Origin of the sequence: Vibrio metschnikovii CIP 69.14 (assembly GCF_000176155.1) — a bacterium.
GTDB classification, from domain to species: Bacteria; Pseudomonadota; Gammaproteobacteria; order Enterobacterales; family Vibrionaceae; genus Vibrio; species Vibrio metschnikovii.
In genome coordinates this window covers 1,283,773-1,297,827 of the sequence record NZ_ACZO01000006.1, presented here as the reverse complement: position 1 = coordinate 1,297,827, position 14,055 = coordinate 1,283,773, and the positions used below count along the sequence as shown (strand labels likewise).

The following is a 14,055-nucleotide window of genomic DNA, read 5'->3' as shown; positions in this document are numbered from 1 at the left end:
ATACTAATAAATTTTGAGGTGCTATAGATGAGTGAAGCTGAGGCTCGTCCATCGAATTTCATTCGCCAAATTATTGATAAAGATTTAGCGGATGGTAAACACACTAGCGTACAGACTCGTTTTCCGCCAGAACCGAACGGTTATCTACACATTGGGCATGCGAAGTCGATTTGTCTGAATTTTGGTATTGCTCAAGACTATCAAGGCCAGTGTAATCTGCGTTTTGATGACACCAACCCAGAAAAAGAAGATCTTGAATACGTTGAATCAATTAAGAAAGACGTTAATTGGCTAGGCTTTGAGTGGTCTGGTAATGTTCGTTATTCATCCGATTACTTCGACCAACTGTATTTGTACGCAGTAGAACTGATTAATAAAGGGTTGGCTTATGTTGAAGAGCTGACTCCTGAGCAAATTCGTGAATACCGTGGAACATTAACTCAAGCGGGTAAAAATAGCCCATATCGTGATCGTCCGATTGAAGAAAACCTGGCTTTATTTGAAAAAATGCGTGCTGGTGAGTTTGCAGAGGGCCAAGCTTGTCTTCGTGCAAAAATTGATATGGCGTCTTCATTTATGGTGATGCGTGATCCGGTGTTATACCGCGTGCGTTTTGCAGAGCATCACCAAACCGGCGATAAATGGTGCATTTATCCGATGTATGATTTTACGCACTGTATCTCTGATGCGCTCGAAGGCATTACTCACTCATTGTGTACTCTGGAATTTCAAGACAACCGCCGTTTGTACGACTGGGTATTAGACAACATCACCATCGATTGTCATCCAAGACAGTATGAATTCAGCCGTCTAAATCTAGAATACACGGTGATGTCAAAACGTAAGCTCAATCAGTTGGTGGTTGAAAAGCTGGTCGAAGGGTGGGATGACCCACGCATGCCGACCATCTCTGGTCTGCGCCGTCGTGGTTTTACTCCTGCTTCTATTCGTGAGTTTTGTAAGCGTATTGGGGTCACTAAGCAAGACAATATGATCGAGTTTAGCTCTCTTGAGTCTTGTATCCGTGACGATCTCAATGAGAATGCACCTCGTGCTATGGCTGTACTTGATCCAGTGAAAATTGTCATTGAAAATTTTGCTGAAAATAGTGTTGAGCTGCTTACGGTCGCCAATCATCCTAATAAACCAGAGATGGGTGAGCGAGAAGTGCCTTTCACGCGTGAAATTTGGATTGAACGTGAAGATTTTCGTGAAGAAGGCAACAAAAAATATAAGCGTTTGGTCTTAGGTAAAGAAGTGCGCCTACGTGGTGCTTATATCATTAAAGCTGAGCGTATTGAGAAAGATCAACAAGGTAACATAACAACCATTTACTGCACTTATGATCCAGACACGCTGGGCAAAAATCCAGCCGATGGACGTAAAGTCAAAGGGGTTATTCATTGGGTTTCAGCAGATAAAGCCTTGCCTGCTCAATTCCGTTTATACGATCGCTTATTTACGGTGGCAAATCCTGCCGCGGCAGATAACTTTGCGGCAACAATTAACCCTGACTCATTGATCACCATGCATGGTTTTGTCGAACCAAGCTTGAAGGATGCTCAGCCTGAATTTGGTTATCAGTTTGAACGTATGGGATATTTCTGCGCAGATATCAAAGACTCGCGACCTGATTCACTAGTTTTTAACCGTACGGTTGGTTTGCGTGATACTTGGGCAAAAATAGACCAAGAGTAAGCCGCTTTACGTCTATCTACGATGATTTACACCAAGCCAACCGACTTTTAGGTTGGCTTTTTTATTGGTTTTCTTTCTCATGTGATGCTTCGAGGGGGATGTCTGCTTGCTCCTATCGGAATCTTCAAGTAGCTTAGAATCAGGGGTAAGGTAAGAAAAAGAGCGGGTCTGCCAGATATTTGTGTGAGATTCCTGCGATTATTGTAGGTAAGGCACATTTTTTGTATTAGTCCCTATAGTTTTACTGGGGTAATCCGATATATTTAACAGATCGTTGTATTCCCATCTTACTTAACGTTGCAGCGGTGTTAGGCTGTATTAGTTTGGTTTGTTTATGTTCACGGAGATTCACGCACTTGCCGTCTACCTGCATTGTTAAGTTGTTTAGGTCATATTCATTTTTAAAGCACAGAGCTGAGCCTTTTATGCGTCAATTTTTTAAGCGATGGCTGTTGCCATTAACGATCGTCGCCGTGACTCAGACTTCTATCGTTAGTGCAGAAGTCATTCGTCTCATCGGCCCAAACGGTGAAGTGCAATCTGCTCCGCGTTTTAGTCGTGATATGGGACAAAATACCACCAACAATTCTGAGCCTTCACGCTTTTTCGGCCCCACATCGGCCCAAGACACATTGTGGTCTATTGCAACGCAATTAAGGCCATCAGCCAATGTTTCAGTTCAGCAAACGTTATTAGCCATTTATCGTTTAAACCCTCAAGCGTTTGAAAATCAAAATATTCATAGTTTATTGCCCGGAAGCACTCTGCGGATACCATCGATAGAACAGATTAATCGTGCGTCAACGCAAGAAGCGATCACGATTATGACGGCTCATCAAGCGCGTTTAACGGGAGCACCAGAACCAGCGGTCGCGGCTGTCCCAACGCCTGCACGTCCTCCAGTCGCACCACCCGTTACGGAAGCATCACCGCTGGTTGAACAACCGGCGCCAAGCGTTGCTCCTGATCCAATCCCTGCACCTGCGCCACTCACTGACGTTGCGCAAGCCGAACTTCTCGCTTTAGAAGAAAAAAATCATCAGTTACGACTTCTACTAGCACAAATGCAATCTGAGGTGAGTGAGTTAAAGCATGAATTGGGTGATGACAATCGAATCCGCGCTGAAGTTGAACGCTTATTAAATGAAGACCGACGCAATAATCAACAAGTTCAGCAAGGCCCTTCTACGTGGGAGCAATTATTATCCAGTACTTGGTTTGTCGCGCTATTAGCACTGATACCCGGTTTACTGATTGCGGGTATAGTCATGCTTCTATTGAGTCGCCGCTCGAAAGCCGATCAGCCAGAGCCGGTTCAATCATCAACAGAAGAGAAAGTCGCTCCGCCACCAGTTGCTCCAGTTTTACCTGAAGAGGGAGAAGAGCTAGGAGACGATGATCTTTTACTTGATGATGATCTCTTCGGTGAATCTGACAGTAGCGAAATATTGTACGGCGATGATATGGCTGAAGAAGAGGATGTCTTTGCTTCTCTTGATGAAGGCGACATGGATTTAAATCTTGACGAAGATGATGATCCTTTCGCTGGTATTGATGACGATGGTGATTTGGATACCAATTTTGCCGATTTAGCGGAAAATCAGCCATCAAGTGATGAACTTGATGAAGAAGACTTTGATCTCGCAGAAGAAGACCCACTGTCTCAAGACGCGATGGATGCTTTATTAGCCGGTGACGAGGATGAGCTTTTATCAGGCAATGAAGTTGATCAAGCGTTACTTGATGAGTTACTCATGGAAGCTGAGGTCGATGATGCGGAGCTTGACTTAGATAGTCAACTTGATGAGCTTAAAGCAGACAGTATTGATAGTGGGCCAGAGCTTACCTCAGATGAAGAGTTGGACTCGCTTTTAGACAGCATTCAATCACAAACGACAGAGCCAGATCAAGCAGATGAAGTATTAGACGACTTATTAGATGGTTTGGTTGGGGACGATCTGGATCTTTCCTTGGACGATGATAGTACCGAATTACTCGATGAATTATTGGTGAGTGATGAGTTATCGGAACAAGATTTAGATACCGCTGTTGATAAATTACTTGATGAACTACTCGATGAATCTGACGTTGATGAAGCGCTGTCATTTGATCACGACAGCCCGACATTATTAGATGAATGGATTGATGAGCAAGAGCCAAAAGTAGAGAGCAATGAGTCCGTCGAATCTGATCTACAAGAAGCGATCAATGTATCATTGGATGATGGAACTGAGTTTCTCGATGAACTACTCGAAATTGAGCAGCAGGCTGAAGTTGAAGATAGTGAGTTCGATAGCAATAACTTTATCGATGATCTGATCAGTAATGCTCCAGCACAAGATCCGTTACTTGATGATATTCATCTTGAGGATAAGGATGAATCAACGCTTAACCAGCCAGTTGAGGAGGAGGAATTTGATTTTGATCCTCAGATTGAAGGGGGAGAAGCGGCTAGCGCGAGTGATCCAGAACCGCTAGCGAATGAATTTGGTGTTCCACAAGATGAAGATTGGTTGGTTGATGATGAAGATCCCGAACCGATAGAACCTTTAGATGCACCATCGCCGAGTATCGATGAAGCCAAACAAGAGGTCTCTGCGCTTGATGGTGAAGTCAGCGAACCTTCTACCAAAACAGATACACCTGAAGAAATACTAGAGGTTGAAGAAGGGGAGAAAACAGATGTTGAATCGAGCTTTGAAAGTGAAGATCAAGCCTCTATTGCCACCGATGGTGAGCCACAAGCTGCGCAAAGTGACCCTACTGAGTCAGAGAATGAACCGTTAATCGAGCAAACCGAGGTTAGCGATGTTGCTCATTTAATCGATGAAGAGCCTGATGCGCCAGTTTTACCAGAAACAGAAGGGCCGCTAAGCATTGATGAGAGTGAGCTTGCCGAGTATACCGAGCAAGACGCCTTGGCGGATTTAGACGATGATATTGAGCAACTCGATACTGACTCGGTGACAGAGCCATCGAGCGTTACTACTGATACTGAAGACGCCGATGAGAATGATGCTGTTCAACCGGAACAGCACGTACCAAGTGAAGAAGAGTCATTATCCGTTGATAGCGATGAGTTAGAGAATGATGACTCAGATCCAGAGCCGGAAAGCAGTCTTGTCAATCAGGTAGCAGATCAAGATACGCTTGAAGAGCAACCAGAAACGCAAGTAGATCAAGCGCCGTCATTTGATTTGGATTCGATGTTAGAAAGTGTCGATGACGATGATCGGCTGAGTGATATTGAGCAGCTTGAACCCCAGCAGTCTGATTCTGATAGTGAGGATATCGCCTTTGATGCCGCTCTAGAGACCATTGAGGATCAAGACCCTGAATCGATTGATGAGAATGGTCAGCATGCTGAACCGTCGGAAGATGGTCCATTAAATATTGATGAAAGTCAGCTTGCCGAGTATACCGAACAAGACGCTTTGGCGGATTTAGACGATGATGTTGAGGAAGTCGATGCGGACTCGGTGACAGAGCCCTCGACGGTTGCTACTGATACTGATAGCCAAGGTGCCGATGAGAGTAACGAGGCTGTTCAAGTAGAGCAGCCCATGCCAAGCGAAGAAGAATTATTATCCCTCAATGAAGATGAGTCTGAGAGTGATGATTTAGACTCTGAACCAGAGCCTGAAAGCAGTCTTGTCAATCAGGTAGCTGAACAAGAAACGCTTGAACAGCAACCAGACACGCAACAAGAGCAAGCGTCATCGTTAGATGCGGATGTGGCGGTAGAAAGTGACCACGTTGATAAAGTGTTAACTGAATCCGTCGAACCGGCTGAACTTGCTCAGCCGGACAGTAAAGCTCCATCCAGTGATGTTTCTTTAGAATCGATAGGCAATGATGTCGATGACGCCATTGTCGAGCCCGATAATAGCCAACCTGATGACTCAGCCCTTGAGCCATCTTCAGAGCAGGAAGACGGTCCATTAAGTTTTGATGAGAGTGAGCTTGCTGAATATACCGAGCAAGATGCCTTAGCCGATACGGAATTTGAAACCGAATCAGAGGTTATTTTTGATGGTGATGAAGATGCTGCTGAACTTAATGACATCATGGCTAACTTTGATCAACAAGAGGAGTTACAGACACCACATCAGGTTGCTGAACACTCAGACTTGACGGATCAGCAAGACACCGCTTCAATCCCTGCAGAGCCAGAGCCAGAGCCAGAGCCAGAGCCAGAGCCAGAGCCAGAGCCAGAGCCAGAGCCAGAGCCAGAGCCAGAGCCAGAGCCAGAGCCAGAGCCAGAGCCAGAGCCAGAGCCAGAGCCAGAGCCAGAGCCAGAGCCAGAGCCAGAGCCAGAGCCAGAGGATAAAAATGATGAGCCGATTGATTTCGCTACGTTATCCAGTAAAGCGTACAATGAGCAACAATTTACGGATTTATTGAATGACCCAATGGCTCGTCCAATGGATCTGTTTAATTCGCCGTTAGATGCTAAAACCATTGACAGTGCAGGCATGGATATTGATGCCATGTTACAAATGGGTGGAGAAGACTGGAATGGTTTTAGTTTAACCGAGGATCAAAAAGCCGTTATCCCTGATGAGATACCGGAAGAAGATCAAGCGATCTGGCAAGAGGAAATACAAAATCAGCAACCTGAAGTTGAAGTGGAAAATTGGGAAAATCAGGAAGATGTAGTTGATTTTTCACCTGAAAAGCGTGAGTTCATGACCGTTGATGAGTTGATGGCTCAAGTAGAAAGGGATGAAGGCTCGATAAATCCTGATGATGAAGCGCTTAAGCTGGATGTCGGTTTAGATGAATTTCCTGATGTGCTTGGAGATATCACTGATTTTGATGTTGACAATAATGCCGAAGCGGCCGGTAAGCTTGATTTAGCGAAAATTTACTTGGAAATGAATGACAGTAAAGGAGCAATCAAGTTACTGGAAGAAGCGATCGTTGATGGTGATGATGAAATTCGTCGCCAGGCAAAATACCTTATTGATAGGATCAATGGTCGACAATAGCCTGTAAAGATGGATGACTTTCGCGGCGTAGGTGTCTTCACGTTGTTTGGCGATCAGTATATACTGCCCGCCCCATTTTCAATGAGAAACAGAACATGAGAATTGCTCTGGGTATTGAGTACGATGGTACCCATTACTTTGGCTGGCAACGGCAACGAGACGTCATTAGCGTACAGGAAAAGCTTGAAAAAGCTCTGTCGATTATCGCGAATCATCCGGTAGAGGTTCAATGTGCTGGACGTACCGATGCAGGAGTGCATGGTACAGGGCAGGTTGTCCACTTTGATACGACAGCTGAACGTAACATGGCTGCATGGACGATGGGTGCTAACGCTAACTTACCGAAGGATATCGCTGTTCGATGGGCGAAAGTGGTTGCCGACGATTTTCATGCTCGTTTTAGTGCGACGGCGCGTCGTTATCGATACGTTATCTATAATCATGCTTATCGCCCGGGGATCCTATCTTCGGGAGTAAGTCATTATCATCCAGAATTAGACGTTCAGCGAATGCAGCTGGCAGGTCAATATTTATTGGGTGAAAATGATTTTACTTCTTTTCGAGCGGTACATTGCCAGTCTCGTAGTCCTTGGCGTAATATTATGCACCTGAATGTTTCTCGCCATGAGCGTTATGTTGTCGTTGATATAAAAGCGAATGCTTTTGTTCATCATATGGTGCGTAATATTGTCGGTAGTTTGATTGAAGTCGGACGTGGAGAGAAAGAACCACAATGGATAGAGTGGTTATTGGCAGCCAAAGATCGCAAATTAGCTGCCGCAACGGCCAAGGCTGAAGGCTTGTATCTCGTTGCTGTCGATTATCCTGCGCAGTTTGAATTACCCAAAGCGCCACTGGGGCCGCTATTTTTAGCAGAGAATTTGAACTAACTGGAGCAAATAGCTTCCAATACACAGATGCATATTGATTGGGCAAAGAAATAGGTACAACCAGTTTTTTGTCTACAGTTGCGGTTTTGTATGCTTTAATCCCACGCGTTTATGTCTAATTTATATCTTTCGCACTAGCGCGGGAGATGAGAAAGTAAAAAGGTCTTGCATGAGTTGGCTTGAAAAGATTTTAGAAAAAAGCAACATTGTCAGTTCACGTAGAGCGTCTATTCCTGAAGGGGTATGGACTAAATGTACCTCTTGTGAAGAAGTGCTGTACTACGCTGAGTTGGAACGCAATTTAGAGGTTTGCCCTAAATGTAACCATCATATGCGCATGAAAGGGCGTCGTCGTCTAGAGACCTTTTTAGACGAAGATAACCGCGAGGAAATCGCTCAAGAGCTTGAGCCACAAGATAAGCTTAAGTTTAAAGATACTAAGCGTTACAAAGAACGTTTAGCGGCTGCGCAAAAAAGCAGTGGCGAGAAAGATGCACTCATCGTGATGAAAGGGCAGGTGATCGGTGTTCCGGTTGTTGCTTGTGCGTTTGAATTCTCCTTTATGGGCGGATCAATGGGTTCCGTTGTTGGTGCACGTTTCGTGCGTGCAGTGGATGCGGCGATTGAAAATAATTGCGGGTTAGTCTGCTTTTCCGCCAGTGGTGGAGCGCGTATGCAAGAGGCCTTAATGTCATTAATGCAAATGGCCAAGACCAGTGCGGCGCTGCAGCGTTTAACAGAAAAAGGCTTACCTTATATTTCGGTGATGACTGACCCAACGATGGGTGGTGTATCTGCGAGTTTGGCGATGTTAGGTGATATTAATATTGGTGAACCGAAAGCCTTGATTGGTTTTGCTGGGCGCCGCGTGATCGAGCAAACTGTGCGTGAAGATTTACCTGAAGGTTTTCAGCGCAGTGAGTTTTTGCTTGAACATGGCGCAATAGATATGATCGTCGATCGTCGTGAAATGCGTCAACGTGTGGCGGGATTGTTAGCCAAAATGACCAATCATGCTTCTCCTCTGGTGGTTTCTGTGAACGCAGCGCCAAACGAAGAAACATATTCTGTACCAGAAGCGGATAAAAAAGGGTAAAGTAACCACTAACAAAGCCAAGCATAACTATGGTTCTACGTTAGATGACTCAATACTCTATTCCTCAAGCCACATCGCCACTTACGGTGTGGCTTGATTATTTATCTCATATCCATACCTCGGCCATTGATCTCGGCTTAGAACGTGTTCAAACGGTTGCCGAGAAAGCGCAACTCACCAGACCATCTGCTACTGTCATTACGGTAGCGGGCACGAATGGTAAAGGCTCAACATGCGCCTTAATGGAAAGTATTCTTCTCCAAGCTGGCTACTCGGTTGGCGTGTACAGTTCCCCTCATCTTATTCGTTACAACGAGCGTGTACGGATTAACGGTCACGAACTTCCGGATTCAAAACATACCGAGGCCTTTGCTTACATAGAAACTCAGCGTGGTAATACTACATTGAGCCTATTTGAGTTTGGCACTCTAGCCGCGCTGCGTCTTTTTCAAACTGAGCAGGTCGAGGTGATTTTGCTTGAGGTTGGATTAGGTGGACGATTAGATGCAACCAATGTGGTCGAGCATGATGTCTCGGTGATCACGAGCTTAGCGATTGATCATGTGGATTGGCTCGGTGATGACATCAACGTGATTGGTTTTGAAAAAGCGGGTATTTTCCGTTCAGGGAAACCAGCGATTTGCGGGCAACCTTCTCCACCTGCAACGGTGGCGGCTCATGCTGATGATATTAGTGCGACATTCTATCAGGTGGGTATTCAATATCACTATGAGACGTTATCGAGTTCATCATGGCGTTGGCGCAGTGGATCATTTGAACTCAGTGATTTACCGATTCCGACATTGCCTCTTGCCAATGCCGCCACAGCCTTGATGGCATTAGGCTGCTCTGGCCTTGATATTAGTGATATTGATGTGAGCGAAGGATTACGTAAAGCCAATTTGGCCGGACGTATGCAAGTATTACAGACTCAACCGACGATTTTGTTGGATGTGGCACACAACCCACATTCGGCTCACTATCTTGTCTCGCAATTAGAACAGCGTTATCCACAGCAAAAAGTGCATATGGTACTCGGAATGTTGCATGACAAAGACATTAAATCCACTATCGAAGCACTGACTCCAGTCGTGAAAGCTTGGTATCCCGCCTCTCTTTCTGGTCCTCGCGCAGCGAGTTCACAGGAGTTAGTCCGTTATCTGCCCCCAACGCAAAGTGAATATTTGTGTCCAGTGGATGCTTTTGAAGCCGCGCTGACAAAGGCACAAAGCAATGATGTCATCGTGGTTGCTGGATCCTTCCATACCGTGGGTGAAGTCCTTGAGCATTGGCAAGGTAAAGGAGAGTAAATGGCCAGTAAATTTCAAAGTCGCTTAGTCGGCACGATCATTTTGGTTGCGATTGGTGTGATCGTATTACCCGATCTCTTGGATGGCAAGAAAATGCACTATCAAGAAGACGTCGCTAGCATTCCGCTAAGGCCTGAACTCGATAGTGATATTGAACGGTTTGAGATTCTTGATCCCATAGAAGATCAGGTGGCTTTGCCCGACTCTCCAGTCACTGTCACTGAGTCGTCTACAGCAATATCGAAAGAGGCAACTCATCAAACCGTAACGACGACCACACGTCCTGTGATTGAAAAAAATGATTATCAAGATAGCGCTTGGATCATTCAATTAATGGCACTGAGAAATGCAGAAAATGCTAAAAATGTGGTCGCTGACTTACAACGACGTGGTTATCAGGCACACACAAAACAAGAGAACGATTTTACTCGTATCATTATTGGGCCTGATGTTTCAAAAAGTAAGTTAGAAAATCAGTTAGTGGAATTAGAGAAAATAACTGGCGCTAAAGGTCAGTTACTCAAATTTAAGCCATTAAATCCTTAAGAAAACGTTTGCGTTGCGCATTTTTCTGTTAAAATGCGCGCCAACTTAGAATGTAAGAACTCATGAATTGGTTAGATATTGTCATTTTAAGTGTGATCGGCCTGTCAGCGTTGATCAGCTTAGTTCGTGGCTTTGCGAAAGAAGCGTTGTCACTGGTTATTTGGTTTGCCGCGTTTTATATCGCTTCAGAATACTACGCAAAGTTAGCCGTGTACTTTAGTAACATTAAAGATGAGATGTTTCGTAATGGCTCGGCAATTGCGGTGCTATTTATAGCCACCTTGATTGTGGGAGCGATTGTTAACTACGTCATTTCACAATTAGTTGATAAGACAGGGTTATCAGGAACCGATAGGATCCTCGGTGTGGTTTTTGGTGCATTACGAGGTGTTTTGATTGTCGCAGCAGCTTTATTTTTTATGGATGCGTTCACCGCATCACCAAACGCAGAGTGGTGGAAAGGGTCGCAACTGGTGCCAGAATTCAGTCGCCTGATTGCTCCTTTCTTTGAACACTTACAAGCAACATCCAGTTTTCTTTCTGGCGCTCACTAGGCGCCAGTTATTGTTGAAAGTCGAGGGTTAAGACATGTGTGGTATTGTTGGAATCGTGGGTACAACGCTGGTGAACCAGTCAATTTATGACGCGTTAACGGTATTACAGCATCGTGGCCAAGATGCCGCGGGTATTTGTACCATAGAAAGCAATCGTTTTCGTTTGAGAAAGGCAAACGGTTTAGTTAAAGATGTCTTTGAAGCTAAACATATGCAACGCTTGCAAGGAACGGTTGGGATCGGCCATGTGCGTTACCCAACAGCAGGCAGTTCGAGTGCATCGGAAGCACAGCCTTTTTATGTCAATTCGCCTTTTGGTATCACGCTGGCCCATAACGGTAATTTGACCAATGCGACAGAGGTACGCCAAAAGCTGTTTGAAAAAGATCGCCGCCATATCAACACAACCTCAGATTCAGAAGTGTTACTGAATGTCCTTGCTCATGAAATAGACTCTGTTGAAAGTGAAGTGACGCCGGAAGAAGTCTTTCGTGCTGTCGCCAATGTACATCGTACGATACGTGGCGCTTATGCTGTCGCGGCAATGATCATTGGTCATGGCATGGTGGCTTTTCGTGATCCGAATGGGATTCGCCCGCTTTGTTTAGGTAAGCGTCAAGTGGCTGATCGTACAGAATATATGGTTGCTTCTGAATCCGTTGCCTTAGATGCCGTTGGCTTTAGCTTTATGCGTGATATCGCTCCTGGTGAAGCGATTTACGCGACTTTTGATGGTCAGCTTTTTACTCAGCAGTGTGCTCAAAACCCAGTACTTAATCCATGTATTTTTGAATACGTTTACTTTGCCCGTCCAGACTCTTTTATCGACAAAATCTCCGTCTACAGCGCACGAGTCGAAATGGGTAAAAAATTAGGCGAGCGAATCAAAGAAAGTTTTAGTGATTTGGAAATAGATGTAGTGATCCCTATCCCTGAAACGTCTTGTGATATTGCACTACAAATTGCTCAAGCGATTGATATTCCTTATCGACAAGGATTTGTGAAAAACCGTTATGTCGGTCGAACTTTTATTATGCCTGGCCAGCAGCAGCGTAAGAAATCGGTACGTCGTAAGTTAAACGCGATTCGCTCCGAGTTTAAAGATAAAAATGTATTACTGGTCGATGACTCGATCGTTCGTGGTACGACTTCTGAACAAATCATTGAAATGGCCCGTGACTCTGGTGCTAAAAAAGTCTATTTAGTGTCAGCGGCACCAGAAATTCGTTTCCCTAATGTTTACGGCATTGATATGCCAAGTGCCAATGAGCTGATTGCCCATGGTCGCGATAACGAAGCTATCTGTAAACAAATTGGTGCTGACGGTTTAATTTTCCAAACGTTACCCGATTTGATTGAAGCGGTACGTCTCGGTAATCCTGATATTGCTAAATTTGAAACGTCAGTATTTAACGGTGAATATGTGACGGGCGATATTGATCAGCAGTACCTTGATTTTCTGGAATCGATGCGCGGAGATGATGCAAAAACGTTAGCGGAAATTCAGCAAGATTTAGCGAACTTAGAGCTGCACAACGAAGGTGCTTAAACAACACCCTCATTGAGGGATGTGACACCACCAATACAAAAAGAGCGCCTAAATTGAGCGCTCTTTTTTATGGTCAAACCTGATATTGCTCTAGAGCACCATCGCCGCTAACCAACCGAAGGCAATGAGGGGCAGGTTATAGTGAATAAAGGTCGGTACGACCGTTTCCCAAATATGCTCGTGTTGTCCATCGGCATTAAGACCAGAGGTTGGACCTAAGGTTGCATCGGAGGCTGGAGAGCCTGCATCACCTAATGCCGCGGCCGTGCCGACTAAAGCGATGGTTGCCATGGGGGAAAAACCAAAAGCCAAGCAGAGTGGTACATAAATCGTAGCAATAATCGGAATAGTAGAGAAAGACGATCCTATCCCCATGGTGACAAGGAGACCGACGACCAACATCAATAGAGCTGCGAGTGGTTTATTATCGCCAATACTGGTTGACAGCGCGGTAACCAGTGACTCTACACCACCAGTGGCTTTCATCACGGCAGCAAAGCCTGCAGCAGAGATCATGATAAAACCAATCATCGCCATCATGTGCACTCCTTTGGTAAACACATCATGGGTTTCTTTCCAAGCAATCACCCCGCCAAAGGTAAAAATCATAAAGCCAGCTAAAGCACCGATGATCATTGACCCAGTAGCGAGTTGTACCGCTAATGCCGCCACAATACCCAGTGTTGCAGTAAGTAAGTGTTTACGATTGATATGACTGCTTTCTTGGTGCTGAATGGTGGTCAGTTCGGTTGCTTGGTACTCACGTGGTTTACGGTAAGTAAAAAAGACCGCAATCAATAAACCGACTAGCATACCAAAGCCAGGTAGTAACATTGCCATGGGTACTTGACTGGCGGTAACGTTTTGTAGGCCATTATCATGCAGGTTTTTGAGTAAGATATTATTGAGGAAAATCCCCCCAAAACCGACCGGCAGGATCATATAAGGGGTGATTAAACCAAAAGTCAGCACACAGGCTATCATTCGGCGGTCGATCTTGAGACGAGCAAATACCGCCAATAAAGGCGGGATCAGGATTGGAATAAAAGCGATATGCACCGGGATCACGTTTTGCGACGACATTGCCATCAGCAGTAAAGCCACGAGCACGGCATACTTTAATCCCGTTGTCGCTGCATGATTTTGTTTACCATGGAGACGTTTAATCACGCTTTGGGCAAGGACGTCAGTGATACCAGAGCGAGAAATAGCCACCGCGAAAGTGCCTAACATAGCATAGCTCAGAGCAATCGTCGCGCCGCCACCTAAACCACTTTCAAACGCAGCGACAGACTCATTTAAACTCATGCCGGCAACAAGGCCACCGACCATCGCGCTGAACGTGAGGGCGACGACCACATTTATGCGCATCAACGCTAAAATCAGCATGACGCAGACAGATATAACAACAGGGTTCATAA

Annotated in this window: 9 protein-coding genes; 8 read left to right on the top strand and 1 reads right to left on the bottom strand. The window is 45.2% G+C overall.

Features of this window, described 5'->3' with window-relative positions:
- The first annotated feature begins 27 nt into the window (after positions 1 to 27).
- The 8 genes from glnS (at position 28) to purF (ending at position 12,634) form a co-directional block, all read left to right on the top strand.
- Complete coding sequence (glnS, locus tag VIB_RS09260; protein WP_004395685.1) at positions 28 to 1,698, top strand: glutamine--tRNA ligase; 1,671 nt, start codon at positions 28 to 30, stop codon at positions 1,696 to 1,698.
- 425 nt (positions 1,699 to 2,123) lie between these two features.
- Entirely contained in the window at positions 2,124 to 6,689 is a 4,566-nt protein-coding gene (locus tag VIB_RS09255; protein WP_040904530.1) for a FimV/HubP family polar landmark protein, read from the top strand.
- A 95-nt stretch (positions 6,690 to 6,784) separates the two neighbouring features.
- Entirely contained in the window at positions 6,785 to 7,579 is a 795-nt protein-coding gene (truA, locus tag VIB_RS09250) for a tRNA pseudouridine(38-40) synthase TruA (RefSeq protein ID WP_004395683.1), read from the top strand.
- A 169-nt stretch (positions 7,580 to 7,748) separates the two neighbouring features.
- The gene (gene accD, locus VIB_RS09245; RefSeq protein WP_040904527.1) at positions 7,749 to 8,675 is read left to right on the top strand and encodes an acetyl-CoA carboxylase, carboxyltransferase subunit beta; all 927 of its coding nucleotides are present in this window, start codon (positions 7,749 to 7,751) and stop codon (positions 8,673 to 8,675) included.
- A 44-nt stretch (positions 8,676 to 8,719) separates the two neighbouring features.
- Complete coding sequence (gene folC / locus VIB_RS09240) at positions 8,720 to 9,985, top strand: bifunctional tetrahydrofolate synthase/dihydrofolate synthase (RefSeq protein WP_004395681.1); 1,266 nt, start codon at positions 8,720 to 8,722, stop codon at positions 9,983 to 9,985.
- Positions 9,986 to 10,531, top strand: a complete 546-nt coding sequence (locus VIB_RS09235) for an SPOR domain-containing protein (protein WP_004395680.1) — start codon at positions 9,986 to 9,988, stop codon at positions 10,529 to 10,531.
- Positions 10,532 to 10,593: 62 nt separating this feature from the next.
- Positions 10,594 to 11,085, top strand: coding sequence for a CvpA family protein (locus VIB_RS09230; protein ID WP_004395679.1), 492 nt, complete (start codon positions 10,594 to 10,596; stop codon positions 11,083 to 11,085).
- Between the two features lie 34 nt (positions 11,086 to 11,119).
- A complete protein-coding gene (purF, locus tag VIB_RS09225) occupies positions 11,120 to 12,634 on the top strand; it encodes an amidophosphoribosyltransferase (RefSeq protein ID WP_004395678.1) in 1,515 nt (504 codons plus the stop codon).
- Between the two features lie 90 nt (positions 12,635 to 12,724).
- Here the strand turns inward: purF and VIB_RS09220 are convergent, their stop codons facing one another.
- Positions 12,725 to 14,053: a Na+/H+ antiporter family protein gene (locus VIB_RS09220; RefSeq protein ID WP_040904523.1), complete on the bottom strand. Its 1,329-nt coding sequence runs from the start codon at positions 14,051 to 14,053 to the stop codon at positions 12,725 to 12,727.
- Positions 14,054 to 14,055 lie beyond the last annotated feature (2 nt).

What these genes read in the sequence shown, in the direction of transcription:
- glnS (WP_004395685.1), top strand. Translation starts at nt 28, where the DNA reads ATGAGTGAAGCTGAGGCTCGTCCATCGAATTTCATTCGCCAAATTATT.
- VIB_RS09255 (WP_040904530.1), top strand. Translation starts at nt 2,124, where the DNA reads ATGCGTCAATTTTTTAAGCGATGGCTGTTGCCATTAACGATCGTCGCC.
- truA (WP_004395683.1), top strand. Translation starts at nt 6,785, where the DNA reads ATGAGAATTGCTCTGGGTATTGAGTACGATGGTACCCATTACTTTGGC.
- accD (WP_040904527.1), top strand. Translation starts at nt 7,749, where the DNA reads ATGAGTTGGCTTGAAAAGATTTTAGAAAAAAGCAACATTGTCAGTTCA.
- folC (WP_004395681.1), top strand. Translation starts at nt 8,720, where the DNA reads ATGACTCAATACTCTATTCCTCAAGCCACATCGCCACTTACGGTGTGG.
- VIB_RS09235 (WP_004395680.1), top strand. Translation starts at nt 9,986, where the DNA reads ATGGCCAGTAAATTTCAAAGTCGCTTAGTCGGCACGATCATTTTGGTT.
- VIB_RS09230 (WP_004395679.1), top strand. Translation starts at nt 10,594, where the DNA reads ATGAATTGGTTAGATATTGTCATTTTAAGTGTGATCGGCCTGTCAGCG.
- purF (WP_004395678.1), top strand. Translation starts at nt 11,120, where the DNA reads ATGTGTGGTATTGTTGGAATCGTGGGTACAACGCTGGTGAACCAGTCA.
- VIB_RS09220 (WP_040904523.1), bottom strand. Translation starts at nt 14,053, where the DNA reads ATGAACCCTGTTGTTATATCTGTCTGCGTCATGCTGATTTTAGCGTTG.